Source organism: Aquimarina megaterium XH134, assembly GCF_000520975.1.
In the GTDB taxonomy this organism is placed as follows: Bacteria; Bacteroidota; Bacteroidia; order Flavobacteriales; family Flavobacteriaceae; genus Aquimarina; species Aquimarina megaterium.
In genome coordinates this window covers 51,402-75,867 of sequence record NZ_JACB01000051.1, presented here as the reverse complement: position 1 = coordinate 75,867, position 24,466 = coordinate 51,402, and the positions used below count along the sequence as shown (strand labels likewise).

The window sequence follows — 24,466 nt, the reverse complement described above, 5'->3', positions numbered from 1 at the left end:
AGAATTAACAATAGATACTAAGCAGTTTGACGAAAGCATAAAATATACAGGTACTGCTGCAGATGCTAATAATTATCTGGCAGAGAAAGCTTTAATACAAGAAAATCTTTTTGCCGGTGGCCCAGAGGGGTATCAAAAACTTTTTATAAAAGAAGCCGATGAGTTTAAAAAATTGGTATTGCAAAACAAACAGGCTAAAAATGATGCGATTAAAAAATATAAAGATTTAGATCCCGAATTTGTGGCCATCCAAACTAAAGACAATCATTATGAGTATTTATCAATGCTGAATAATTATCAATCAACCCATGGTTATTATGCCAAAAAAGAAGATTATAAAACTCCTGAAGGTTTTTTGACCGAATTAAAAGGTTTTAATATTGATAATGCCGAAGATTTTGAGAACTCTGCTCCATACAGACAATTAAGTTTTAATATATTCGACAGAATCTCTGAAGAAAAAGCAGCCAAGGACAGTATTTTTATAGGCAAAGCAATGATAGAAAATCTGGCTCAGATTAATAGTAAAAATATCAAAGATGCTTTTATAAAAAATATAGTACGTAAAGTTACTCAAGAAAATAAAAATGCGGGAGAGTTATATGATCTAATCATGGTAGCATCTGATGATGAGAAATTAAAAAACGAATTAACCCTTAAGTATGAAAAAATAAAAGATTTAAATGAACGACTGGCAAAAGGAAATAATTCTCCAGTGTTTACCAATTACAAGAACTACAAAGGAGGAACAACTTCACTTAGTGACCTTAAAGGAAAATATGTATATATTGATGTTTGGGCGACCTGGTGTGGGCCTTGTAAAGCAGAAATTCCACATCTCAAGAAAATCGAAAAACAATATCACAATAAAAATATTGAATTTGTAAGTATCTCTATAGATAAGAAACCAAAACACGATGCATGGAGAACAATGGTTAAAGAAAAAGAGCTTGGAGGAATCCAATTACTTGCTGATAAAGCTTCAAAATCTCAATTTGCTATTGATTATAGTATAAGAACAATACCCAGATTCATATTAATTGACCCAGAAGGTAAAATTGTAAACCCTTATGCTCCAAGACCATCTGACCCCATACTTGTAGAAGTTTTTAACGAACTAAATATCTAAGATTAAGTCTTACTCTTTTAAAAAAATATAAGTCCGCAAATTCTATAGAATTTGCGGACTTACTTTAAAATAGACCTCCCATTTTCACATCTCTTTGTAATAACCTCAAATTAAAAATAGACAAGTCTGTCTGTTTTTAAAATTATTTTGTAGTTTTGTGTCGTGAAACACTCTTTAGTAAAACAACATATTATAGAAACTGCCTCTGATCTTTTTTACCAAAAAGGATATAATCGCACTGGTATAAATGAAATCATAAAAGAAGCAGGTATTGCAAAAGCAACACTATACAATCATTTTGCTTCAAAAGAAGATATCTGCCTTGCTTATCTTAGATTTAGAAATGATCTGTTTACAAAAAACATAAAAACCTTTGTGGGTAATGCCAAAAAAGGAAAGGATCAATTGTATGCTTTGTTTCATTTTCTTATAGAATTCTTTGCAGAAAAAGATTTTAATGGATGCTGGTGTGTAAATACTATTGCCGAAATCCCGAGAGAAAACGAAAAAATCAGGAAAGAGATTCAAAAACAAAAAGAAGAATTTATCGAATTTATAAAAGAACTAGTAGAGAAGAACTGTAATCAAAATACAACTTCAGCAAATGAAGCACTGGCCAAAAGAGTTTATTTAATTTACGAAAGCTCTATTTCCGAAAGTAAATTACATCAAAATCAATGGCCAATAAATACTGGTTTATCTCTTTGTAAAAGCATACTGAACTAAAAAAATTTTTATTAATTAAAGACAGACTTGTCTGTTCAATTTTATTCATCTTAAAAAACTAAAAATGACAACATTCAAAAACAAAACAGCCTTGGTCGTTGGTGGAACCAGCGGAATTGGTAATGCTACCGTAAATACTTTAATCGAAGGAGGTGCTACTGTGCACGTAGTAGGGAGAAATATATCCAAAATACCAGATACAGATAACATAATTAAACACCAGGTAGATATTACAGACACTGCCAGTGTAAACGAATTGATCGATACCATTTCTGGATTAGATCGCTTAGATTATCTGGTAAACGCATCCGGAATCTTTGGGCCAAAAGCATTTCTGGATCATACAGTAGAGGATTACGATGCTTATCAGGATCTTAATAGAGGTTTCTTTTTTATAACACAATCTGCCGCTAAGAAAATGAAAGAAAATAATAGTGGAGCTATTGTAAATGTAGGTTCGATGTGGGCAAAACAAGCTGTAAAAGCAACTCCTTCTTCTGCTTATTCTATGCAAAAAGCAGGACTACATACTCTTACCCAACACTTGGCAATGGAGTTGGCAGATCACGGAATTAGAGTAAATGCAGTATCTCCTGCCGTAGTCGAAACTCCGGTTTATGATAGTGTTTTTGGCAGTGCCGAAGAAGCTAAAAAAGCATTGGTAGGGTTTAATAATTTTCACCCTATAGGAAGAAATGGAACTCCACAAGATATTGCTAATAGTATCACTTTTCTATTATCTGATAAAGCTTCCTGGGTAACTGGTGCGATATGGGATACTGATGGTGGTGTAATTGCCGGACGTAATTAAAAAATAATATCAAAGTAAGGCCTCAAAAGGAGGCTTTACTTTTTACATTTAACTATAATGAAATCAGAAGTACTTATAATTGGTGCCGGATTAACAGGATTGTTACTAGCATATAGGTTAAAAGAGCGCAATATTTCTTTTAAAATTATCGAATCTAGAAGTAGAATTGGCGGAAGAATACATACAGTTCTTATTGATGATGAAACACCAATAGAAATGGGAGCGACCTGGATAGGAATCCAGCATCAGGAGTTACTAAAAGTATTAGGAGAATTAAAACTTCTCGTTTTTGAACAATTCATAAAAGGAACTGCATTGTTTGAACCGCTATCTACTGCCCCACCTCAGCACATACATTTACCACCAAACCAACAACCCAGTTATCGAATACAAGGAGGAACTATTGCTTTACTTAATGCTTTGGCTTCATCTCTTACCAAAGAAGAACTTATTTTAAATGAAAAAGTAACGAGTATTAGTTATATCAAAAATCGATTTGAAATTAATACTACTAACCTCAACTATCATGCGCATAAACTAGTATCTACATTACCACCAAAGCTTCTTGTAAACACTATACAATTTAATCCTTCTTTACCAAAAAACCTTATTAAAATAGCTAACAATACTCATACCTGGATGGGAGATTCTATAAAGTTTGGAATTGCTTACAAAAGACCATTTTGGAAAGAAAACAAATATTCGGGAACTGTATTTAGTAATGTGGGGCCAATAACAGAACTATATGATCACTCAAACCACAGAAATACTAAATATGCCTTAAAAGGCTTTTTACAAAATGAAATGTATCTGGAAACCAAAAAGAACAGAAAATCTAAAGTGATACGCCAACTTCAAAAACTCTTTGGTGATGCCGCTTTAGAATATTCTCAATATAAGGAAGAGATTTGGAGGCAAGAATCCAACACCTTTAACGATTCTGAACATTTTATCTTTCCTCATCAAAATAATGGTCACCCTATCTATCAAAAGGTTTTTTTTGACAATAGCTTATTTATTGCAGGTGCCGAAACTGCAACTCAATTTGGAGGATATATGGAAGGTGCAGTTAAAAGTGCACAATCCATATATCAAAAATTAAAAGAATAACTCCTACTCTAATACAAAGGATAATACCTTTCCTGTAGCTCCGTTAGGAAAAGTAATTCCTAATAAAGCAGAAATAGTAGGTGCAATATCCGGGATATATGTTTCTTGAGTCGTACTCCCCTTTTGTATTCCTTGTCCAAAAAACAATAAAGGAGCATGAGTATCATAGGTTAAACCACTCCCATGAGTTGAACCTGTTTTAGAATACGATATCGTAGCAGGATCCATCACATATACCACATCACCACTTCTTTTTTGATTAAATCCTTTTTGAATCAACGCTGCAATACCAGTAACATATTCACCTGTTTCTAATTGGTTCCTGGTAAATACTTTATCAATTTGATTTTCCTGAAGCATATAATGAGCGAGCGCTTTCTCAAGTTTTTCTGCAGATATTGTATGTTTTTTTAACATGTTATAATCAAAAAACACTTGATTGTTTGAAATGTTTTCGATCAATCCATCTACTTTAAACTGTGCTTTTACAAATGCTTTAACTTTGGTTGTAAATGCATCTCTATCAAAATAACCTGCAGGAATCTTAACAGATTTTAAATATGACGGTACATGTACAGCTCCATGATCTGCCGTAAGGAAAACGGTATATTGCCCCTTACCTACTTTAGTATCCAGAGCATCAAAAAAACGTTCTAAATCTTTATCTAATCGTAAATATGTATCTTGAATTTCTTTAGAATTTACTCCAAAGTTATGCCCAACATAATCTGTACTGGAAAAACTTACTGTAAGAAAATCTGTAGTCTTATCAACCCCCAGTTGCTCCCCTTCGATTGCAGCAATTGCAAAATCGGTGGTTAAGCTATTTCCATAAGCCGAAGCTTTAATAATATCATATCCTGCATTCTGATCTTTTAACTTTGCTAGATCATAAGGAAACGTAACTGTTTCTTTACCTTTATATCCACCTTCAAACTGATTTTGATCCGGGCCACTTTCTGTATATGTATTAATATCATAAAGGGTATTCCATACTTTTAAGTAAGACTCTGCCTGGTTAGAAGTATTAAACTTTTTGACCCAATCTGGTAATTCGTTACGATAATAAGTACTGGTTATCCATTTCCCTTCATCTTTACCTCTAAACCAATATGCACCATTGGCAGAATGACCTGCTGGCAGAATAGCACCTCGGTCCTTTATAGCAATACCAATTGTTTTTCCTTTTAATTGTGTATGCAACCTATTTTGATCACTTACAGTAGATGTTTTCATGCGACGAGGAGACATTTGTTCCATTTCGCTATTAGATCCTACTGCTTTAACTAATGAATCACTTGCACAATACACCATTGCTTTACCAAACTTATCATACCAATGATTAGAGATAATTCCATGATTTTTTGGTGTCGTTCCTGTATATACAGAAGCATGACCAGGACCTGTATAAGTAGGCACGTAATTAAAATGATTGTTTTTACAATTAAAACCTTCATTAATCATACGCTTAAACCCCCTATCACCGAATCGATTATAAAAACGGGTTAAATAATCATATCGCATTTGGTCTACAACAATACCAACTACCAGTTTTGGCGAACTATTGATTCGAACACCTTCCTGTGCTCTACAAGGCATGCAGCACAACGTAACTAATAAGATTAAAAATACTCTTTTTGTCATTATATTTTGAATTTAAATAGCTAAAATACTATTACTACAAATGTAAAACTTTAATAGAAGGTTAAATGCTATGGATAATTTTTTTTCTATTTTAGCCTTTCTAATTATAATGCATGTTTTACTTAGACGATATTGGTCGCTATTTTTTAATGTTAAAAGGCGTTTTTAGTCGAATGACTAAAGGTTCTGTGATACGGAATCTAATATTTAAAGAGATAGATGATTTAATTATTGGTTCTTTAGGAATAACAGTATTTCTAGCCTTTTTTATTGGGGCTGTTGTAGCTATCCAAACTGCACTCAATCTTACTAACCCTCTAATTCCCAAAAAGCTTATTGCTTTTGCTTCAAGACAATCTGTAATCCTTGAATTTGCTCCTACATTTATTTCTGTTATTATGGCAGGTAAAGTAGGTTCTTTTATTACCTCAAGTATTGGTACAATGCGAGTAACCGAACAGATTGATGCGCTAGAGGTAATGGGGATCAATTCACTTAATTATTTAGTTTTTCCGAAAATCATTGCGATGCTTACCTATCCATTTGTTATTGCCATCGCTATGTTTACCGGAATATGTGGAGCGTATATTGCCGGAGTATATGGAGGATTTATCTCTAGTTCAGAATTTTTAACCGGACTACGAGAAGAGTTTATTCCTTATCATCTGGTATATGCATTTATAAAGACTTTTTTATACTCTTTCTTACTAGCAACCATCCCTTCATTTCATGGATACTATATGAAAGGTGGAGCACTAGAAGTTGGTAAAGCAAGTACCTCTGCTTTTGTATGGACTACAGTATCTATTATTATATCTAATTATATTCTCACTCAATTATTATTAAGCTAATGATAGAAGTTACTAATCTACATAAAGGTTTTAATGGAGAAGAGATTTTAAAAGGAATCACTACAACATTTGACAGAGGTAAGACTAATCTTATTATCGGTACTAGTGGAAGTGGTAAAACCGTTTTCTTGAAATGTCTGCTTGGGCTTTTTACACCAGAACAAGGTTCTATTTGTTATGATGGTAGTGTATATTCTGATCTCAATGAAGAAGAACAAAGAGATTTACGAGAACAGATGGGAATGGTTTTTCAAGGTAGTGCATTATTCGACTCTATGACTGTAGAAGAAAATGTAATGTTCCCTCTTATGATGTTTACCAAACAAAAAAGGGAAGAAATGTTAGAAAGAGTTCATGAGGTTTTAGATCGTGTACATCTTGAAAATGCTGAGAAAAAATTACCTTCAGAAATTAGTGGCGGTATGCAAAAGCGTGTCGCTATTGCACGTGCCATAGTAACACGTCCCAAATATCTATTCTGTGATGAACCTAACTCTGGACTTGACCCCAGAACTGCTATTGTTATAGATAACCTAATTAAAGAAATTACTGAAGAATACAATATCACCACCGTAATCAATACGCATGATATGAATTCGGTAATGGAAATTGGAGAAAAAATCGTTTTTCTTAAAAATGGTAATTTAGAATGGGAAGGTGACAAAACCCAAATATTCAAAACCGATAATAAAGCAGTAACCGATTTTGTATACTCTTCTAATTTGTTTAAAAAAGTTCGAGACGCTCAGTTAAAAGGTCTATAGTTCATAGTATTAATAAGCAGCATTATTTCCTAAGTATTAGTTCGTCTTACCATGGATAATAGTACTCCACTAAAAATTAATAATGTTCCTATGATTTTATTTTGCAAGTGAATCTTTTCCTTATTTTCAAGATATTTTTTTAATCGGGATGCAAATCTAACATACATAAAAAGACTAATACCATCAATTACTAAATAGGTTATTCCTAATACTAATACTTGTGGTGCAAAGGCAAGACTTTCATCAATAAACAAAGGAAATAATGCAGCGAAAAATACAATTGCTTTTGGGTTTGATGCCGACATAAAAAAACCTTCGCTATATAATTTTAAAAAACTCTTTTCTCTATTCTTTTTTTTGAATTGTTCGACATTTGGTTTTGAAATAATTTTTGTCACCCCCATATATATCAAATATCCAACACCAATCCATTTTATCAGACCAAAAATTTCTCCAGAAGAAATAACAATAGATGCTAATCCCAGCGAGGATAAAAATATCTGTATAGCATTTGCCGATAAGTCTCCTAATATCGTTCCAACTGTTTTTTTTGTTCCGTAATTCATACTATTCGCAGAAGCAAGTAGTACACTTGGTCCAGGAGTAACTGCAATAATAAAAACTGTTCCTATAAACGAAATCCAAAGTGTAAGATTCATATCGATTGTTTTTTATAATTATTTTAAAAATAGCAAAATAACACTTGCAAATCCAGGACTAGTATTATTAATAAATAGGCAAGTAGAATATAAGGTTATATTCTACTTGCCTATTGGATCAATTTAGTCTAAGCAATATTGTTCTTTCTTAGTTTATTTTACTTAAAGTTATTCAATTTTTCTTTTACTTCAGCCTATTACTTTTTCAATACCATGCTTCGATTTTTCTAAAATGCTCTTTAGTTCACTCTTTTCTATATCGGTTAATGGCTTTAATGGGCTTCTCAAATTTCCTCCTTCTTCTCCTAAAATAGTTAACCCTGCCTTAACTGCTCTTGGTAATCCTTTGTTAACTATAAATTTCAGAAGATTAATCTGCTTATAAAATATGTCTTGCGCATATCGTAAATCATTTTCCCGAATAGCATCATACAAAGCAATATTAAGTTCGGGAATAAGGTTTGGAGCTGCAGTACACCAACCTGTTGCTCCTGCAGAAAGAGCGGCTAATGCTAAAGGATTCGAACCATTATAAAAAGCTACATCTTCTCCCAATTCTTTTCTTAAATAGTGCATACGTTGCACATCGCCTGTGCTTTCTTTAATCATGGTAACATTAGGGATTTCTAGCAAACGTTTTAGTAATGCAGGTGACATGTCTACTCCACTTGTAGCAGGATTATTATAGGCCATAATTGGAATAGAAATCTGTTTTGCTACCGTGTCATAGTGCCGAACGATCTCGTCATCTGTCAATTTCCAGTAACTCATTGGGATGATCATAACCGCTGTAGCACCAGCTTTTTCTGCAAACTTAGCATGATGCACTGTTCTTTCTGTTGTTAGATTCGAAACTCCAACTAAAACAGGAAGTCGTTTATTCACTTGCTGAATTGTTGCTTCGGTTATCGCCTCTTTTTCCTGATCAGTAAGATAAGGAAGTACACCTGTACTTCCTAAAGGAGCAATACCGTGAGATCCATTTCTTATTAATCGTTCTAAAAGTTTTCTAAACAAATCAATATCTACCTTTTCATTAGTATCAAATGGTGTTATTGGATAAGCAATCACACCTTTAAATGGTACATTTTTCATAATATATATTTTTTTGATGACTATAAATCTCTACCTTCTTCTTCACGAAGTGCTACACCTAAGTTTTGAAGTTGAGGCGCATTTTCGCTGGCAATGTATTTTGCATTTTTTGTACTACTCAAATTTTTATGACGATGCCAGGTCCAACTGGGAATGTAAACAGCATCTCCTGCTTTCCAATCCACTCTCACACCTTCTATTTCGGTATACCCTTCTCCTTCGATTACATACAATAATGTTTCATACGTATGCCTATGTTTATTTGTCATTTGGTCTGGTAACAAACCTCCAATCGTCATACTTACATTTTTACTAGGTAGATCTATAAAAAAAACAGGATGTTTTCTTTCTGTAGAGAACTGATCGTGTACCCCTGCATTTTCTACATTTTTATGTATCAATGTATCGGGCATTACAAATTTTGGTCTTGCAAAAGTTTCATGAAAATCTTTTGAACTGAATTTTTTTTCTTTAGTTTCCATTGTTTTCTAATTTTTTGTTCATTGTATTATTACAATGTAAAAGTATTTCATATTTGGACTATCTTTATGGTACAGAAAACACATAAAGAGATAGTCCAGATGCTTAGACCTTGGGAACTTCAAATTAAAATCGATCTTACTAGTAAGAAAGCTATATATCTACAAATTGCAGATGCTATTATTAATGCAATCAAAAATGAGCAATTACATAAAAACCAGGCCTTGCCAGGAAGCAGACAATTAGCAGAATTAATAAAAGTAAACAGGAATACAGTTGTTGAAGGTTTAAATGTCTTAATCGCAGAAGGGTGGCTTGTTTCTAAAGAAAGAAAAGGAACATTTGTGGCTAATGTTTTTCCTAAACAGGACCAACATAAAAGCGTATATAGGCAAAATATTATTGATGATGAGCATTCATCAAAACCATTAATTGTTTTTGATGATGGGTTTCCGGATAGTAGACTTGCTCCTACCATAGCATTAGCAAGAGCATACAGGCAAATTTTTAATCGCAAAGCTCGCTGGCAAATGATGGGGTACAGTAATGAATTAGGGGATTCTGAGTTTAGAAATGCAATGGTACAAATGCTAAATTTTAAGCGTGGGATGAATATTTCAATTCAGGAAATTTGCATCACAAGAGGTAGCCAAATGGCAATGTATTTAACAGGTCATTGTTTATTAGAAAAAGATGATTTTGTACTAATAGAAAACCCAGGTTATAAACCAGCATGGCGAGCTTTTGAAAGTATTGGAGCCAATCTTCTTCCTGTTTCGGTAGATGATCAAGGACTAAGTATCGATGATGTAAAGTATTATTTAAAAAAGCATAAAAAGATAAAAGCAATATACACAACTCCTCATCATCAATTTCCTACAACTGTAACCATGAGCCTGCAAAGACGTTTAGAGTTAATCTCATTATCTAATCAATATGGGTTTACCATCATTGAGGATGATTATGATAATGAATTCCATTTTGGATACAGACCTGTTTTACCGATTTCTAGTTTTGATAACGTTCAACATTTTATTTACATAGGAACATTAAGTAAGATCATTGCACCTGCTCTGCGTATTGGTTACTTGGTGGGAAGCCAAAGTTTTATAAAAAAAGCAGGAGATCTTCGTAAAATTATTGATGTACAGGGTGATAATATCATGGAGCAAGCTATTTTACAATTAATAAAAGACGGAGAAGTAAAACGTCATTTAAAAAAGACTTCTGCGATATACAAAGCCAAAAGAGACTATTTCGAAACCTTACTTCATACATATCTAAAAGAAAAAGTATCTTTTAGTAAACCAGATGGAGGGCTTGCTTTTTGGCTGGTGCCTAAAAAAGAGGTAGATGTTTTTCAGATTGCCAAAAAACTAAATATGCAAGGTATAGATATTATTACACCTAATAAATTTAGTTTTATCAACCCCATACATGGTTTCCGTTTAGGGTATGCGTCATTATCTGAAGAGCATTTAAAAAAAGGAGTTATTGCACTTTCTAAGTTATTATAACGATATACCACACAGACCTCATCGTTATGTTCTTATTTATGGTAGTGATTCAAATCTGTCGTACTCATTACAGGAATGAATTCTATTACACTATATTCTGCTACTTCTTTTTGTATTAGCGGATCTTTATCTAAGATTTTATGAACTTCTTCTTTTGAATCGCAGTTTGCAATTACAATTCCTCCTGTTCTAGGTGATTTAGGTCCTCCTATTATAAATTTCCCTATGTTGTATTGTTCTGAAATATAATTACGGTGAGCTTCAGTAAAACGATTTACTTCTTCTATTGGTTTAACAAAATTAAAATTGATAATAAACATCGTGTATTTTTTTAGTTCTTGGTTACAATTTTGACATCTACACTATTCTGGTTTTATATCCAAATATCGTTCTTTTATGATATTAAAATGCCTTAGTTCATGCCCTGCTATATGGTATACTAATCCCCTAACGGTTCTATGATTAATATTTCCGACAGATGCACCACTTCTCATAAAACAATCATCTGGCAGGTATTTAAAAAGTGCTATGGTTGATTTTCTAACCATTTCATATTCATCAAATATACTTTCTAAACTTCGTTCATTAGCTTTAGAATAAACTGCATAATCCTTTTCTTCGAATCCAGGCAAAGGTGTTTTATCATTTCTTGCATATCGTAATGCCCGATATGAAAAAATACGTTCATCATCAATAATATGCACCAGGATTTCTTTAATAGTCCACTTCTTCTTAGCATACCGATAGTACAATTTTTCTTCTGGCAAATTGTATATAAAATCTTTGATGGTAATGAAATTATCCCACAAATGATTTAAAATTTTGCCGTCATCCTGCAACAAATCCATGTACATGCTAGAGTAAGCAGGAAACTCACCAGAAATAGGTTTATCAATTTTCCTCATAACATTTTGTTTAGATTGTTATTCGCCCAGGTTTCTATTAAAAATCTAGCTATAGAATCTGGCCTCGAAAGTATTAGTTCTTCTTTTGATACACTCTCATGTATTTGTTCTGCCGAAAACCAGGCTGCATCCTTAATTTCTTCGCCATCAACCTCAAATTCTGTATGCTCTACTTCGGCAACAAACCCCATCATTAAAGAAGATGAAAATGACCATGGTTGCGAATCCACATAGCGTAAATTAGTTACATCTACATTCACTTCTTCTTTCATTTCTCTTACCACAGCATCTTCAAGGCTTTCTCCAATTTCGACAAATCCTGCAAATGTGGAACACATATATCCATTATCAATTTTTCTTTTATTCAATAAGCATAATGGTTGTCCTTCTTTTGGTTTATACTCAATAAGTACAATAATAGCTGGTGAGATTTGTGGATAGAAAATAGTAGAGCATTTTGGGTTTTCACATTTTTTGCTATGTCCATTTTCCCAGCTTTTGGTATCTGCTCCACAAGCACCACAAAACCTAGTTATTTGATGCCACTTATTTATCCCTAAAGCATAAGCTAAAAGTGCTGCCTGTTCATTTTCTAATTGATCCACCAAATCCCGAACATCATAAAACCAACCTCCTTTTAAAATTTTTGAAACACTTTTTACATCTGTTTCTGTTAAGTCGACTGTCCATATTTTTTTGTCTTTCTGTACTCCTAAAAAAGAACTGTTAAGAGAAACCTGTTTAAATAATTCTAATGGAAATAAGGCCAATTCTTTTCTTTCCTTTTCTTGAAAGAAATAAAATTTATGTTGAAACGAAATAATCAAAACATCATTTGCAGAAATTGCTAAAGGAGTTCTTCTGTTTTCAGCTGCTCTATCAAAAAATGGATTACTATAATATTGTTTTTTCATTTCGAGGTATAGTTATTTGCCCAGGTTTTTGCCCATTTACCTAGTGGAGATAATAATTCGAATAACTCTTTCCCTTGCTTAGTTAACATATATCCATCAATAGAACGCTCAATAAGATGAGACTCTGTCAACTCCTTTAATCTCTTATTTAGTGTAGTGGGAGAAATTGATTCGCAATATTCTTGTAACTTCCTAAATGTACTTGGGCCTCTATACAAATGCCATATTATTCCCATAGCCCAACTTCTTCCTAACAGATCAAAAAGAGCCATGATAGGTTGTCCGGTTTTTGATCCTCTAACTGGTTTTCCTGGTTTTGGTGTTGCCATATTATAAATTGCTACATATTTAATAGCAAAGCTACATAAAGTGTAGCAATAAATCAATAAAAATAATATATATGTATAGATAGCATTATCGGTTGTATTATAAATAGTATGAGTATTGAGTTACAAAAAAACAGAAGACAATTTGATCCCAAACTCAAATTGCCTTCCATTGCATACAAAAATAGCCACTGTAGGTAGCTCCTTTTCTAAAGAGATTAGGTTCTAATTTCTAAAAACAGAATAGATTCTAACATCTGGGGCACTTTCTAAATAAGGTTTTAATTCTCTAACTACATCTTTTTCAAATAAGTTCGATGACAGGTATGTTTTTGCATCAGCTTCTGATTCAAAACCATGCATCACCTGTACATCTTGGTTTCTTAAGATCAATTCTTTTGATACTGCTCCTTTGATTTGTTTTAAAAATGGCTCTTTGTATTTAAGATAAATACCAGCAGCACGTTCTCGATTTTCTGATTTTATTTTCAGGGTAATTTGTAAATAGGCATTTGTTTCTACTTTTTTGTCCATTGTCATTGATGTTAAAGTTAATAACACTATTGTCGCAAATATTGGCAATAGTCTGATCGAAAATTTAAATTTGGATTTCATTGCATTTATAATTTTGTTACAGAACAAAAGTAGCTCGCAACGAAACCCAATAAAATGGACAAAACCTACTATAATTAGTAAATTTAGGAAATCGTTTTCCTAAACTCTGAGGGAGAGATCTTAAGATGTTTTTTAAAATACTTGATAAAATAATAAGGATCTTGAAACCCTAAATCATACCCTATTTGGTTTATGCGGGCATTAGTATGTATCAATTTTCTTTTGGCTTCCAAAAGGATCCTATCGGCAATCACTTGCGAAGTTGTTTTCCCCATTTCAGATTTAATAATAGAATTAAGTGTTTTTGTTGAAATGGAAAGCTGATCTGCATAATTGGATACAGACCAATTTTGATAAAAATTATGCTCTAAAAGATCTCTAAACTTGAGATATGTAAAATTACGACTTAAGTCGGTTTTGATTGTTTTACCATTTTTTCGCTTCTCACGTTCTATACGAAGCAAAAAAGCTTTTAGTACGTTAGATAAAATCATTTGGTTACCAAACTCACCATTATTCTTCGTTTCATTTTCTATTTGCTGAAAATAACTTAAAATCTGGTGCTCCTGTTCATTAGGAACCTGATAAAAGGGTTCCTGATGATTATTGAATATAGAATAGGTAAGAAAAAAGTTGATATCAGTTTCATTATTTAAAATAAATGATTCATTAAAATGAAATAATAAACCACTATAATCCTGGCGTTTTTCAAAAAAATGAATCTGATTTTTAGCAATAAAAAAAATCCTGTTTTTTTTAATATCATACTCTTCAAAATCTATAAAGTGCTTTCCTTTATTGCTTTTAAACCAAATAATTTGATAAAAACTGTGTGTATGTGGTTTTGAAGAATGTTGAGAATTCGTTTTTTGATATTCGGCCAAATCATAAATATCAAACTGCCTCTTTTGAGGTTCATCTTTTAGAAAATGATATTTTTCGATTTCTTGTTCTGACATTATTTTGATTCATACTATCCTCGAAATGGGATTTGCTATATGAAGTATACTTTTTTTATAATTTTACTTACATCTGCATAGAAATGCTTTGAATTTTCTATCATATGCCAGTGCCCTACACCTTTATAAAGCTTGTTTGGGATATTATGTTCTTTTATAAATCTCTGGGTGTCTTTTGGAGTATCCAAATCACCCCATATATATATCTTATTACAAGTTAAGTCTTTGAACTCAAACCCACATTGATTACCCTTAATGTATTCCTGACTTGTAATTCCCCAATTACGCATTCCCTGTGGTTCGGCGAACCTAAAGCTGCAATAATATCTTTTATATCGTTCTTCTTTTATTGCATTTTCAAAAATCCTTTTTTCAAAGTATTGGGTAAATTCTTCTGCTGTATTATATTGTAAAGGTTTACTTGAAAAATAGCTATCTGCCTCTGTTAGGTTTCCTTCTATATTAATATAATAATTAATCTTACTTGCTAATTGTTGGCAAACCCAGGTTCCTATAAGTGCACCAATCGAATGTGCAACAATATTTACTTCTACATTGTTCTCTGTTTCTTTTTCTATTATCCGCGAAAGCAAACCTGCTTGCTCTTTAATCGACACATAGTTAGAATGTACAGGGCTAACTCCAAACCCAGGAAGATCTACAACATAAAGATTAAATTCTGACGCAAGATCAGAGCCAAAAACCTCTTTATACGCCAAACCAGAGTCGGCAAATCCATGTAAAAACCAAATCGATTGTTTGGCTTTATCTACAATATTATATCTTATAAATATACCATCAAGGACTTTTATTTTCATATGTTTTGTAAAATGCAAAGATTATCGTTTTTAAAGACTATAGCTTCTTGTTTTTTTAGTATCTCAAATTTAATAGTTCCTTATAAGGATCTCCTTTCAAACCTAAGAGTTGTGCAAATGCTTGTTCGGTTTTCACCCCATTAGATTTCAACTTCTTTATTTTAGACCGAAACTCAACTCCTTTTTCCTTCAAAATTTTATATTCTATGATCATATGTCTATACGCATCTTGTTGTTCTGTAGGAATATTTTGTCCGAAAATCTCAATATCAAATCCATTGGATCGAAACCGGCAAATCGTTCTTTTTGTTTTACTATATGTTCGGGTCGAAATCGCAAAGTTTTTTTCTTTTTGAAATGATCCAATAATCATGTTTGAAAATTTTGCATGGTCTTCGCATTCACAAATGATATCCAGATCACTTTGTGGTACATCAATATCAATAGGTATAGTCCCTGTAAGAATCGGGGTATATGCTTTCAATACTTGCATAATATCCAAACCTAATAAGGTGTCATATGCTTTTCTTTGCCGAATATTTCCAAATTTTAAATACTCTATATTTCTAAAATCCGTCATGACTACTGAAACAAAAACTATTATCAGCGTAAGGTATAAAACGGCTATAAAAATATGTTATAAAATTAAGTTAATGCATACCAAAATAATCATTTGATCATCTTATCTACTATAGAAATATCCCTTGTAATCAACCTCATTAATTCATTGGACTACCATACCAAATCCTATTCTTTTTTGCTGCTTGTAGTTTGTTCTTGTACTGAGTGAGCATCTATTCTATATCCAGTTGCATTTTGTCCTTCTGGACTCCCTATTACTATACCATAAAACACATTACCATCAATTAGTACGTTCTTTTTATTGTATATAGATAGATCTAATCTTTGATTCTTACTTATTACGGGTATCGTTATTTGGTTATCCAATAGTATTTCCCAGTCCCAAAACATATGACCTGCTCCTTTTCCTGTTTTATTAGGAGTATATGTTCTAAGTATTCCCTTAACAACTATTCGTTTATTTTTATTTTTCTCAAGGCATTCAAAATTAGCACAAGTAGTATAGTTTTGATCTTTTATTACTTTACCCATTTTTCTTTCTTGCGCACAAGAAATCATGATTCCTATAATCAAAAGAAGAACGGTATTAAGCTTTGTATTTATTTTTTTAAACATTGGAGTATATCTTTTATTACAAATCTAGACTTATACAACGACTACTATTACTGCCTTAGTTATTTTTTCTTTTATCAGTTTCAAGTATTGCATATCCAAAATTGTCTGACCATCCTGATTTTAAAGGCAATATTTGCCTAGCTCTTCCTTCTCTTATCATTCCTACTTTTTCAAGAACCTTTATAGAACCAATATTATCTACTGCGCATCCAGCTTCTATTCGATGTAATTTGAGGGTTTCAAATCCAAAATCTATTACTGCTCTTAAAGATTCTGTAGCATATCCTTTTTTCCAATAATCAGAATGTATCTTATACCAAACTTCTCCTCTATTATATTTTTTATTTCCGATTTTTAATCCAAATAGGCCTATAAATTTTCTATCAGATTTAGTTTCAATTGCAAATGTATACTTCTTTATTTCATGCAATTGATTTTCTTCAATCCAAGGCTCTATTATAGATTTAGTTTCTTCAATATGTATTGGGATTCCCAAGGTATTATATTCATCGGTCTCGGGTAAAGAATGTAATTTATGAATCGAATCTAAATCCGATAACGTAATCAATCTTAGTTTCGTTCTTTCTGTTACTATTTCGATTCTCATCATTTTTAAAGTACAATGCCAGCTTATCTAAAAACATTTCGTGTAAGAAACATAAAATAAGTGAACAACGATATCTTTAAGCTGGGTACTAAGTCAAATATAAATATTTTTTCTCTCATCATTTTTCGTAAATGTCAAATTTTATACATTCGGCTTAAGGTTAATTTTTCTATAGTCTTACTTTTTACCAAAAGCCATATTGTTAATAAAAATTCACCTAAAAAAGTATAGTCAGAAAGGGTAGGTACTTGCAGATTTGGATATAGAAACAAGAATATTGAATCTAGAGTATAACCAACACCTGCAATCACTAACATTACTCCTATAAACTCAGAGATTCGCGTATCTAGTTTAAAGATCAAAAAACCAAGAGGAAAAAGCCATAGTCCCCAAAAAATTACAGCGATATGTGCACCATATTCGTAAATGGTCGAAAATAGTTCTGTTAGATTTTGGCTTTCTGTTATCGAGAGATCATCTATACTATTGATTACTATCATAGCAAAATGATTAACCTCGTTAACTAGAGAAATTCCTGCTCCAAATAACATTAAGAGTAACATAGATAACCCCATTGTTTTATTAAGGGGTGATAATAGCTTGTAGAGATAAGTTACAAGCAAAATACTAATTACATTCATGACAAGAATGCTAAATATCCCTATTCGAAACACAAATGGATTATTTTTAATATTGTCTACGGTTTGCGAAATGTCTCCTTCTATTTTTATTTGAGGTAAAGCATAAACAAAACCATACATCCCTACTATGATAAGTGCTAAATAAAAAAGTCCTGCCACTAATGCGTTTTTCTTTGATTTTATATTTTCGATGTTTTTCATTTCATTCATTTTTCATAGGTAAATACCTCTTCTAGAGGTTTATTAAAAACTTCGGCTATCTTGAAAGCTAACTCTAGCGTAGGAGAGTATTTTCCTTTTTCGATTGCCATTATTGTATGCCTTGTAACCCCTACTTTTTCTGCCAATTCTTGCTGTGTCATTTCCTTGTCGAGAAAGCGCAATGTTCTAATGGTATTCGTGATTTTGATGTCTTTCATTTTAAATACTTTTTTTTGCATAATAAAATTCAGATAGATTCTGGACTACAAAAGCAGCAAATATCGAAAGGAATAGAAGCTTGAACATAGTCGTAATTGATATTCCCAGAACGAGAAGTCCCATCGTTATTACAAAACCAATCATAAATGTGTTATTGAAATTTCGAGTTGCCCTAAGTTTGATCAATTGACCAAACTCATCGGTAAGAAACTTATCCTCTTCTTTTTTAGTCATAACAGAGTTCATTATGCTGTATAGCACATACAAAACAATTCGTGAAATAATCATTATGGGAATAAACAGCAGTATTGAAGCTCCCCAAAAAGGCAATTCCCCCATAGATATAACCTTGCTAGTATAAACATTTAATAGCACGATATAATAACTTAGAAATGTGATAATATCAATGATCAAAAATACAATTGGTCGTTTTTCTTGTGTTGTCATATGTTTTTATATAAGTTAACAAAATACAACACAAAGGTAATAATTTTTTACTTAATGTAAAAAATATTTTACATCACTTGATATTTCTTTACACTTTACAAGGATTAAAATTTAAAAACATTTTATGCGATCATTAAGAATACTAAGGGATTACAGGCATTATAAGAGTATAAAAATTCTTACTACTAAATTTATTCTACATACAATGTATCTGCTTTCATTTCTTTGGTAATCCATTCTTGTAGTTTATTCACCCTAATAGCATTAAGACTATCGGATACCTGAAATTTCCATCTAGGAAAGATAACTTGCACAGTATCTACTTTTAAGAAATTTGATTTTTGTACCTCACCATATCCTAGCTCTGCCAGGTCTGGGAATCGTATTTTTGCATCTTTGGCTATACTGGCATATGGCATTACAGTTACCGGAACTACCTTATTTGCTTCTTTAAGTTGAGTTTCTAGACCGGCTATCTTAATCTTAAGATCTTCAATTTCATCCAGAAGCTTATCATTTTCTTTTTCTACACGATTTAACTGCACTATAGACCTATCATATGCTTTGGATATCTGATCAATACCTCTCGACTTATTACCATTTATTGCCAATGCAAAATCACTAATACTTGTATATTTTTTAATTTCATTTTGCAAATCACTCACGGTAGCCTCATTAATCTCTCCATCAAAATATAATTTTATAGATTCATTATTATAATCATAGAAATCTTTTCTGAGGTACAAGTTTTCATTAGCATCAATTTCATTAGCTTTAAATGCCTTATAATCCCGTTCTGCATTACTCTCATTAAGAGTTACATAAAATGTATAACTAGCAGGTATCATTACCAATATTGCTAGTAAAGAAGCAAGTCGTGCTATACGTTTTCTTTTTGCAGAATTAGCATACCGCAACATCGGGAAACGCAATAATTTGGAAACGATAAATGTAGATAATGCAATAAATGTGGCATTAATAGAAAACAAATACAGTGCTCCCAGGGCATACTCTAATTTCCACTCTGCAATACCATACCCTACCGTACATAGAGGTGGCATTAACGCAGTAGCAATAGCTACTCCTGCTATAGCATTAGGCATTGTTCCTTTTTTAGATTTGGCGACAATTAATGCCAAACCTCCAAAAACTGCAACTAATACATCCAGAATAGTAGGTGCTGTTCTGGATTCTAACTCGGGAGTTAATTCTGTTAAGGGGGAAGCCCAAAAATATAATGTGGCCGCAAGGACACTTAGTCCTACCATCACACCCAGATTAACCAGAGATCTTTTTAATGTATCAATATCATTAATAGCAATAGATAATCCAACTCCAACAATTGGTCCCATTAATGGAGAAATTAACATCGCCCCTATCACCACTGCCGTAGAACTTACATTAAGACCAATAGATGCTACAAATACCGAAAAAATAAGAATCCAGGCGTTATGTCCTTTAAAAGGGATATCATTTTTAACATCCTCTATTGTTTGATCCTTATCTGTCTCTGATCTTATGTCTAATAGTTCTCTAACAAAAGTATTAGCGCTGGCAAAAAGGCCTTTAGCATCTCTCTTTATTGTTTCTGCCATCTCGTCCTGATCAGGAACGGGTTGATTTGTATTTTCTGTCATTGTACTTTATCCGTATTGTTCTCCGTAGGTTTCTTTTACTTTTTTAAGTACCTTTTTAATATCCTGTTCTTTCTTTTTGGGATAAATTAAAAGCACTTCTTTTTTATCTATAATAATATAATCTTTAAGTCCATCGACTACCACAATTTTATCATCAGATGTTCTAATCATATTACCAGATGCATCTTCTGGTAATACTCTGGCATTAACTACAGCATTATTAGCTTTTGTTTTATCTAATTTATCATATAACGACCCCCAGGTTCCCAAGTCATTCCAATCAAAAGTTGCCGGAAGTACGTATACATTATCTGCTTTCTCCAAAATAGCATAATCGATAGATATGTTCTCTGCCAGTGGATAATTTTTTTGTATAAAATCGTTCTCCTGCATTGTATTATAGACCATTGACCCTTTTTCGAATAAAGCCATCATTTGTTGCTGAAATTCTGCAAAAGCTGTTATAATACTTTGCACACTCCAAATAAAAATCCCGGCATTCCATAAATAGTTTCCCTCACCTAAAAACTTTTTGGCAGTATCATAATCTGGTTTTTCTGTAAATTGGGTCACTTTTTTCTTAGCTTCTTCACTTTCTTTATCATATTGGATGTAACCATATCCTGTATTAGGAAATGTGGGTTGAATTCCTAAGGTCATCAAAATATCATGTTCTAAACATGCCGTAAAACTATATTCTAGATTTGTTATAAATGCATCTTCATCCTCGATCCAATGATCACTAGGCGCAACTACCATTACTGCATCAGGGTTATCCTTCTGGATTTTTAATGCTGCATACAGGATACATGGTGCTGTATTACGCATTGCCGGTTCGGTTACTACCTGTCGTTGCTCTGCTTCTGGTAACTGCTCTAAAACCAGATCATTATATCGCTCGTTGGTAAGAATAAATATATTTTCTTTGGGAACAATCTTAGCCAGACGTGAAAATGTACGTTGGATCAGCGTTTCTCCTGTTCCTAACATATCGTGAAACTGTTTTGGGAATTCTGAAGTACTCACAGGCCAAAACCTTGACCCTACTCCTCCCGCCATCAATATTGCATAATAATCTTTGTTCATAATCAATTTAATAATTCGACTTCTGCGTTTGGGTTAAAAAGGTAAATTCTGCCAGTATTAAGTTCTACGCATTCATAACGTTTTACTTTCTTATTACCTTTCTTAAAGACTTTTCCATTGTACAAACGGAAAACACTTCCGAGGGGTAACTCAAAGATATAATTTTTATCATTAGCAGGATCATATTGTTTTAATGCTAATGATAATTTTTCATCGGTATCACTACTTGCTCTTGGATTTTTAAAATGATGTGCTATAACAGGTAATAATTTAGCTGGGAACACTTCGGGATTAATATAGGGTAACATTAATTGCTGAAAGGTTCTTTTCCATTCTATTCCATGTGGTTTTATATAACGCCCATACTTTTCAAAAGCTACGAGATGTGCTATTTCATGAATCAAGGTAATGAGAAAACGGTACTCATTAAGAGATGCATTTACAGTAATCTGATGTCTCCCATCTGGCATTTTGCGATAATCCCCATGTCGTGTAACTCTTTCATTAACGATTTTAAGATGTACATTACATTTTATGATAAGATCAAACACTTTATCTACAGATCGTTCTGGAATATATTTCTTCAATATTTCTTTCAAATGCCCAAAATTATTAATCTTCCTTTTACTTACGCAAAATACAAAATTAAGCGCACCAGAATGGCACGCTTAATCTAATATTTTTACTTTCTTATCCATTTAAAATAAACAAAGATTACACTCCCCAATACTAATAATGGCCAGATATAAAACAATAGTAATGTTAGGTTTTCTATAATCGACCAACCAAAAGACAACCCTTGTTTCGCTTTATCTAAAAAATGAGGTTCGTATCCTACAGGCTCATCTTTTGGTATTATAGTTTGATATACATCTACCTGAACCGTACTATAAGACACTTTATTACTTAAATATTTTAATCTTCCCTGAGCAGATTCGATTTCTTCCTGAAGCAAACTAAGCTTTTCTTCGGTCTTTAAAATATCTTCTACCGTTTTAGCTCTTGTTCTTAAAATGGTTTCATAACGCTCTTTTACATCTAACTTTGTTTGTAATCGTGATGTAATATCAATATATTCTTCGGTTACATCTACTGTAGATATATTTTTATAATCCACGAATTCTGCCAATCCACATACACTATCCAAAACAGTATCAAACTGGTTTTGAGGAATTCTGATCGTAAAACGATTTTCTTTAGTATAATTTGTATTTGTAAATCGCTCATCAGAAATATATCCTTGGTATTTTAACGCAATTTTTTTAGCCAATACTGTTACTTTTTCAACATCTTTCACCTTAATTCTACAATTAGCATTCTTAATAATCTTTAAGGTAGCATCTACATTGTTTTTTTTAGTTTTCATTCTATCACTATCCAGTAGTGTAGCTTCTTTTGTTTGTTCTCCAGATTCAATACTTGACAATACAGGAGTTTCTCCTGTATCTTCTAACATAATATGTTCTGATTCTAATGCATATTTGTTTTCACTATTAGCACAAGAATATCCTAATACGGTAATTCCAATTAAAATTATTATTCTGCTTATTTTAAATTTGTTCGTTTTCATTTTTATATTTTTTATCTTGTTAAACTGAAAACAAACTTAAAAGCTAACCTTATCTATCTATTGTAGAATACTTGTAAAGGGATTGTAAAACATTTTACAAAACACAAATAACTCATTATCAAAATATTACAATTATAACTTCTGAAGAAAAAATACTATTCGATCTCCTTAAAAAAGCTGTTGCACAACGGTTCCTAAAGGAGAATACTGCTTCGAGTTATGATATTTCTGAATGGAAAGGGCAGGATATTATATGGTTTCAGGAAGATTTACAAAAACAAGTAAAAGCTTCGATTAGCGAAAAATCTTTCTATAGTTATTTTAAAAATTCTTCAGAAAAATTACCTCGCGTTGATATCCTTAATCTACTCTCACAATATTGCGAATATAAAAACTGGAACGACTTTAAAAGTAATCACACCATTTCTTCAACCCCTGCAAAGACAATAGATATTCCTAAATGGTTTTGGGTTGCACCCTTAAGTCTTGGTGTATTGATTCTAGTATATTTCTTAATTCCCAAGCAGAACACCTTTAGTTTTTGTTTTATCGACCAGGATAGAAATCGACCTATTACCAAAATTCCTATTGATATTATTATACTAAACGATGAGGAATCTCCTTTTTATTCAAAAAGTGATAGCACAGGTTGCTTTACCTGGAAAACCAAAGATGACTTTATTCGCTTTATAGTCAAGTCTCCTTACCATAAGACCGATACTATATATCGAATTGCTTCTTCTGATCGCCGTGAAGATGTACATATTAAAACAGATGACTATGCCTTAATGCTTCATTATTATGCTAACGGAAAAGTTAATGATTGGAAAAACAGACGAAAAGAGTTATCCAGAATAATTGCTAATGATGCCACTATTTTTCAGGTACTACCACAGCGATTAGGTATTGAAATGTATGCCAAGGACGAATTTATAAACAAACTAACTACACCAACACAAAGCTTAAAAAATATTGAGATTATAGAATCCCGAAGATTAAATGGACAGATTGTTAAACTAAAATTCAGGATAAAATCATGAAAAGACTCATATATATCATAGTGCTTTTATTCTCATTAGGCTGTGCCAATAATACGTCTAAATCTATGGAAATGGATGCTGCAGAGAGCTTTGAAAAAGTAGAAGTGCAATCTGACCTTTCTGAGGATGATGCCTACACTCTTATCATTACTCAAAAACTTCAGGAATACCTAGACAAAAAAACATTAGCCAAGACCAATCCCGATTTTACTATCGATACAAATAAAAATGAATTCCTCTCTGCAAAGGAAGGAGCCCAACTTAAACATATTAATTTTATCACTCCTTTTGAAACGGTTTCAGATTCTGTAAAAAAAGTAACAACACAAGTTGTTCTTGAACACCAAACTGATACTATTATTACATTGATCAAAACATCTATCATTACTATTGACAACAAAGTTTTTAAAACACATAAAATAGAGTTCGAAAAAGCAGAAGGTGTCCAAAATTAATAAAGCCATCGATTAAGGCATAATCGATGGCTTCTCTAATTCT

General features: G+C 32.3%; 30 protein-coding genes. 9 read left to right on the top strand and 21 right to left on the bottom strand.

What is annotated here, in order from left to right:
- The 4 genes from Z053_RS0123280 to Z053_RS0123265 form a co-directional block, all read left to right on the top strand.
- A partial coding sequence (locus Z053_RS0123280; protein WP_025667372.1) for a TlpA family protein disulfide reductase occupies nt 1–1,129 on the top strand: 1,129 nt, incomplete at its 5' end.
- 162 nt (nt 1,130–1,291) lie between these two features.
- On the top strand, nt 1,292–1,855 hold the full coding sequence (locus Z053_RS0123275; RefSeq protein ID WP_025667371.1) for a TetR/AcrR family transcriptional regulator: 564 nt from the start codon (nt 1,292–1,294) through the stop codon (nt 1,853–1,855).
- A 64-nt stretch (nt 1,856–1,919) separates the two neighbouring features.
- Nucleotides 1,920–2,666, top strand: coding sequence for an SDR family NAD(P)-dependent oxidoreductase (locus tag Z053_RS0123270; protein WP_025667370.1), 747 nt, complete (start codon nt 1,920–1,922; stop codon nt 2,664–2,666).
- Nucleotides 2,667–2,723: 57 nt separating this feature from the next.
- The gene (locus Z053_RS0123265; RefSeq protein WP_025667369.1) at nt 2,724–3,776 is read left to right on the top strand and encodes a flavin monoamine oxidase family protein; all 1,053 of its coding nucleotides are present in this window, start codon (nt 2,724–2,726) and stop codon (nt 3,774–3,776) included.
- Between the two features lie 3 nt (nt 3,777–3,779).
- Here Z053_RS0123265 and pafA read toward each other — a convergent pair whose 3' ends face one another.
- Nucleotides 3,780–5,420 (bottom strand): alkaline phosphatase PafA, encoded by a 1,641-nt coding sequence (gene pafA, locus Z053_RS0123260; protein ID WP_035096619.1) that lies wholly within the window; start codon nt 5,418–5,420, stop codon nt 3,780–3,782.
- A 113-nt stretch (nt 5,421–5,533) separates the two neighbouring features.
- Between pafA and Z053_RS0123255 the strand changes: the two genes are divergently transcribed.
- Complete coding sequence (locus Z053_RS0123255) at nt 5,534–6,271, top strand: MlaE family ABC transporter permease (protein WP_025667367.1); 738 nt, start codon at nt 5,534–5,536, stop codon at nt 6,269–6,271.
- Complete coding sequence (locus Z053_RS0123250; RefSeq protein ID WP_025667366.1) at nt 6,271–7,035, top strand: ABC transporter ATP-binding protein; 765 nt, start codon at nt 6,271–6,273, stop codon at nt 7,033–7,035. Before Z053_RS0123255 ends, Z053_RS0123250 begins: the two co-directional genes overlap by 1 nt.
- Nucleotides 7,036–7,064: 29 nt before the next feature.
- Here the strand turns inward: Z053_RS0123250 and Z053_RS0123245 are convergent, their stop codons facing one another.
- From Z053_RS0123245 to Z053_RS0123235, 3 genes are all read right to left on the bottom strand, one after another.
- Nucleotides 7,065–7,694 carry a LysE family translocator gene (locus Z053_RS0123245; RefSeq protein WP_025667365.1) on the bottom strand — a complete coding sequence of 210 codons (630 nt, stop codon included), beginning with the start codon at nt 7,692–7,694 and terminating at the stop codon, nt 7,065–7,067.
- 189 nt (nt 7,695–7,883) lie between these two features.
- On the bottom strand, nt 7,884–8,789 hold the full coding sequence (locus tag Z053_RS0123240) for a dihydrodipicolinate synthase family protein (RefSeq protein ID WP_025667364.1): 906 nt from the start codon (nt 8,787–8,789) through the stop codon (nt 7,884–7,886).
- Between the two features lie 20 nt (nt 8,790–8,809).
- Complete coding sequence (locus Z053_RS0123235) at nt 8,810–9,271, bottom strand: cupin domain-containing protein (protein ID WP_024772055.1); 462 nt, start codon at nt 9,269–9,271, stop codon at nt 8,810–8,812.
- Between the two features lie 99 nt (nt 9,272–9,370).
- On the opposite strand from Z053_RS0123235, the gene pdxR reads away from it, so the two are divergent.
- The gene (pdxR, locus tag Z053_RS0123230; protein WP_025667362.1) at nt 9,371–10,786 is read left to right on the top strand and encodes a MocR-like pyridoxine biosynthesis transcription factor PdxR; all 1,416 of its coding nucleotides are present in this window, start codon (nt 9,371–9,373) and stop codon (nt 10,784–10,786) included.
- 32 nt (nt 10,787–10,818) lie between these two features.
- On the opposite strand, the gene Z053_RS0123225 is transcribed toward pdxR, so the two are convergent.
- The 17 genes from Z053_RS0123225 to Z053_RS0123145 form a co-directional block, all read right to left on the bottom strand.
- Nucleotides 10,819–11,106, bottom strand: coding sequence for a YciI family protein (locus Z053_RS0123225; protein ID WP_025667361.1), 288 nt, complete (start codon nt 11,104–11,106; stop codon nt 10,819–10,821).
- Between the two features lie 42 nt (nt 11,107–11,148).
- Entirely contained in the window at nt 11,149–11,691 is a 543-nt protein-coding gene (locus Z053_RS0123220) for a DinB family protein (RefSeq protein ID WP_025667360.1), read from the bottom strand.
- On the bottom strand, nt 11,688–12,605 hold the full coding sequence (gene nudC, locus Z053_RS29220) for an NAD(+) diphosphatase (RefSeq protein WP_025667359.1): 918 nt from the start codon (nt 12,603–12,605) through the stop codon (nt 11,688–11,690). Before nudC ends, Z053_RS0123220 begins: the two co-directional genes overlap by 4 nt.
- Nucleotides 12,602–12,934 (bottom strand): winged helix-turn-helix transcriptional regulator, encoded by a 333-nt coding sequence (locus Z053_RS0123210; RefSeq protein ID WP_025667358.1) that lies wholly within the window; start codon nt 12,932–12,934, stop codon nt 12,602–12,604. Before Z053_RS0123210 ends, nudC begins: the two co-directional genes overlap by 4 nt.
- Nucleotides 12,935–13,156: 222 nt before the next feature.
- A complete protein-coding gene (locus Z053_RS0123205) occupies nt 13,157–13,465 on the bottom strand; it encodes a hypothetical protein (RefSeq protein ID WP_025667357.1) in 309 nt (102 codons plus the stop codon).
- A gap of 164 nt (nt 13,466–13,629) precedes the next feature.
- Nucleotides 13,630–14,505, bottom strand: coding sequence for an AraC family transcriptional regulator (locus Z053_RS0123200; protein ID WP_035096615.1), 876 nt, complete (start codon nt 14,503–14,505; stop codon nt 13,630–13,632).
- Between the two features lie 35 nt (nt 14,506–14,540).
- Nucleotides 14,541–15,323 carry an alpha/beta fold hydrolase gene (locus tag Z053_RS0123195; RefSeq protein WP_025667355.1) on the bottom strand — a complete coding sequence of 261 codons (783 nt, stop codon included), beginning with the start codon at nt 15,321–15,323 and terminating at the stop codon, nt 14,541–14,543.
- Nucleotides 15,324–15,378: 55 nt separating this feature from the next.
- Entirely contained in the window at nt 15,379–15,903 is a 525-nt protein-coding gene (locus Z053_RS0123190) for a DUF4269 domain-containing protein (RefSeq protein WP_025667354.1), read from the bottom strand.
- Nucleotides 15,904–16,070: 167 nt separating this feature from the next.
- A complete protein-coding gene (locus tag Z053_RS0123185; protein WP_025667353.1) occupies nt 16,071–16,520 on the bottom strand; it encodes a hypothetical protein in 450 nt (149 codons plus the stop codon).
- 55 nt (nt 16,521–16,575) lie between these two features.
- Nucleotides 16,576–17,130 (bottom strand): GNAT family N-acetyltransferase, encoded by a 555-nt coding sequence (locus tag Z053_RS0123180; protein WP_025667352.1) that lies wholly within the window; start codon nt 17,128–17,130, stop codon nt 16,576–16,578.
- Between the two features lie 131 nt (nt 17,131–17,261).
- On the bottom strand, nt 17,262–17,969 hold the full coding sequence (locus Z053_RS0123175) for a DUF4386 domain-containing protein (protein ID WP_160170140.1): 708 nt from the start codon (nt 17,967–17,969) through the stop codon (nt 17,262–17,264).
- Nucleotides 17,970–17,974: 5 nt separating this feature from the next.
- Entirely contained in the window at nt 17,975–18,187 is a 213-nt protein-coding gene (locus Z053_RS0123170) for a helix-turn-helix transcriptional regulator (RefSeq protein ID WP_025667350.1), read from the bottom strand.
- Between the two features lies 1 nt (nt 18,188).
- On the bottom strand, nt 18,189–18,635 hold the full coding sequence (locus Z053_RS0123165) for a hypothetical protein (protein WP_025667349.1): 447 nt from the start codon (nt 18,633–18,635) through the stop codon (nt 18,189–18,191).
- 191 nt (nt 18,636–18,826) lie between these two features.
- Nucleotides 18,827–20,272 carry a DUF389 domain-containing protein gene (locus Z053_RS29215; protein ID WP_035096613.1) on the bottom strand — a complete coding sequence of 482 codons (1,446 nt, stop codon included), beginning with the start codon at nt 20,270–20,272 and terminating at the stop codon, nt 18,827–18,829.
- A 6-nt stretch (nt 20,273–20,278) separates the two neighbouring features.
- Nucleotides 20,279–21,358 (bottom strand): mannose-1-phosphate guanylyltransferase, encoded by a 1,080-nt coding sequence (locus Z053_RS0123155; RefSeq protein ID WP_025667348.1) that lies wholly within the window; start codon nt 21,356–21,358, stop codon nt 20,279–20,281.
- 2 nt (nt 21,359–21,360) lie between these two features.
- A complete protein-coding gene (locus Z053_RS0123150; RefSeq protein WP_025667347.1) occupies nt 21,361–21,957 on the bottom strand; it encodes a SprT-like domain-containing protein in 597 nt (198 codons plus the stop codon).
- 83 nt (nt 21,958–22,040) lie between these two features.
- Entirely contained in the window at nt 22,041–22,928 is an 888-nt protein-coding gene (locus Z053_RS0123145; protein WP_025667346.1) for a DUF4349 domain-containing protein, read from the bottom strand.
- A 494-nt stretch (nt 22,929–23,422) separates the two neighbouring features.
- Between Z053_RS0123145 and Z053_RS0123140 the strand changes: the two genes are divergently transcribed.
- Together Z053_RS0123140 and Z053_RS0123135 are read left to right on the top strand one after the other, a co-directional pair.
- On the top strand, nt 23,423–23,968 hold the full coding sequence (locus tag Z053_RS0123140; RefSeq protein WP_025667345.1) for a hypothetical protein: 546 nt from the start codon (nt 23,423–23,425) through the stop codon (nt 23,966–23,968).
- Complete coding sequence (locus Z053_RS0123135) at nt 23,965–24,423, top strand: hypothetical protein (protein ID WP_035096611.1); 459 nt, start codon at nt 23,965–23,967, stop codon at nt 24,421–24,423. The genes Z053_RS0123140 and Z053_RS0123135 overlap by 4 nt, the downstream gene beginning before the upstream one ends.
- Nucleotides 24,424–24,466: the final 43 nt, after the last annotated feature.

Bases quoted from the DNA above. Each gene is read 5' to 3' on its own strand.
- Z053_RS0123270 (WP_025667370.1), top strand. From the start codon at position 1,920: ATGACAACATTCAAAAACAAAACAGCCTTGGTCGTTGGTGGAACCAGC.
- Z053_RS0123265 (WP_025667369.1), top strand. From the start codon at position 2,724: ATGAAATCAGAAGTACTTATAATTGGTGCCGGATTAACAGGATTGTTA.
- pafA (WP_035096619.1), bottom strand. From the start codon at position 5,420: ATGACAAAAAGAGTATTTTTAATCTTATTAGTTACGTTGTGCTGCATG.
- Z053_RS0123255 (WP_025667367.1), top strand. From the start codon at position 5,534: ATGTTTTACTTAGACGATATTGGTCGCTATTTTTTAATGTTAAAAGGC.
- Z053_RS0123250 (WP_025667366.1), top strand. From the start codon at position 6,271: ATGATAGAAGTTACTAATCTACATAAAGGTTTTAATGGAGAAGAGATT.
- Z053_RS0123245 (WP_025667365.1), bottom strand. From the start codon at position 7,694: ATGAATCTTACACTTTGGATTTCGTTTATAGGAACAGTTTTTATTATT.
- Z053_RS0123240 (WP_025667364.1), bottom strand. From the start codon at position 8,789: ATGAAAAATGTACCATTTAAAGGTGTGATTGCTTATCCAATAACACCA.
- Z053_RS0123235 (WP_024772055.1), bottom strand. From the start codon at position 9,271: ATGGAAACTAAAGAAAAAAAATTCAGTTCAAAAGATTTTCATGAAACT.
- pdxR (WP_025667362.1), top strand. From the start codon at position 9,371: ATGCTTAGACCTTGGGAACTTCAAATTAAAATCGATCTTACTAGTAAG.
- Z053_RS0123225 (WP_025667361.1), bottom strand. From the start codon at position 11,106: ATGTTTATTATCAATTTTAATTTTGTTAAACCAATAGAAGAAGTAAAT.
- Z053_RS0123220 (WP_025667360.1), bottom strand. From the start codon at position 11,691: ATGAGGAAAATTGATAAACCTATTTCTGGTGAGTTTCCTGCTTACTCT.
- nudC (WP_025667359.1), bottom strand. From the start codon at position 12,605: ATGAAAAAACAATATTATAGTAATCCATTTTTTGATAGAGCAGCTGAA.
- Z053_RS0123210 (WP_025667358.1), bottom strand. From the start codon at position 12,934: ATGGCAACACCAAAACCAGGAAAACCAGTTAGAGGATCAAAAACCGGA.
- Z053_RS0123205 (WP_025667357.1), bottom strand. From the start codon at position 13,465: ATGGACAAAAAAGTAGAAACAAATGCCTATTTACAAATTACCCTGAAA.
- Z053_RS0123200 (WP_035096615.1), bottom strand. From the start codon at position 14,505: ATGTCAGAACAAGAAATCGAAAAATATCATTTTCTAAAAGATGAACCT.
- Z053_RS0123195 (WP_025667355.1), bottom strand. From the start codon at position 15,323: ATGAAAATAAAAGTCCTTGATGGTATATTTATAAGATATAATATTGTA.
- Z053_RS0123190 (WP_025667354.1), bottom strand. From the start codon at position 15,903: ATGACGGATTTTAGAAATATAGAGTATTTAAAATTTGGAAATATTCGG.
- Z053_RS0123185 (WP_025667353.1), bottom strand. From the start codon at position 16,520: ATGTTTAAAAAAATAAATACAAAGCTTAATACCGTTCTTCTTTTGATT.
- Z053_RS0123180 (WP_025667352.1), bottom strand. From the start codon at position 17,130: ATGATGAGAATCGAAATAGTAACAGAAAGAACGAAACTAAGATTGATT.
- Z053_RS0123175 (WP_160170140.1), bottom strand. From the start codon at position 17,969: ATGAAAAACATCGAAAATATAAAATCAAAGAAAAACGCATTAGTGGCA.
- Z053_RS0123170 (WP_025667350.1), bottom strand. From the start codon at position 18,187: ATGAAAGACATCAAAATCACGAATACCATTAGAACATTGCGCTTTCTC.
- Z053_RS0123165 (WP_025667349.1), bottom strand. From the start codon at position 18,635: ATGACAACACAAGAAAAACGACCAATTGTATTTTTGATCATTGATATT.
- Z053_RS29215 (WP_035096613.1), bottom strand. From the start codon at position 20,272: ATGACAGAAAATACAAATCAACCCGTTCCTGATCAGGACGAGATGGCA.
- Z053_RS0123155 (WP_025667348.1), bottom strand. From the start codon at position 21,358: ATGAACAAAGATTATTATGCAATATTGATGGCGGGAGGAGTAGGGTCA.
- Z053_RS0123145 (WP_025667346.1), bottom strand. From the start codon at position 22,928: ATGAAAACGAACAAATTTAAAATAAGCAGAATAATAATTTTAATTGGA.
- Z053_RS0123135 (WP_035096611.1), top strand. From the start codon at position 23,965: ATGAAAAGACTCATATATATCATAGTGCTTTTATTCTCATTAGGCTGT.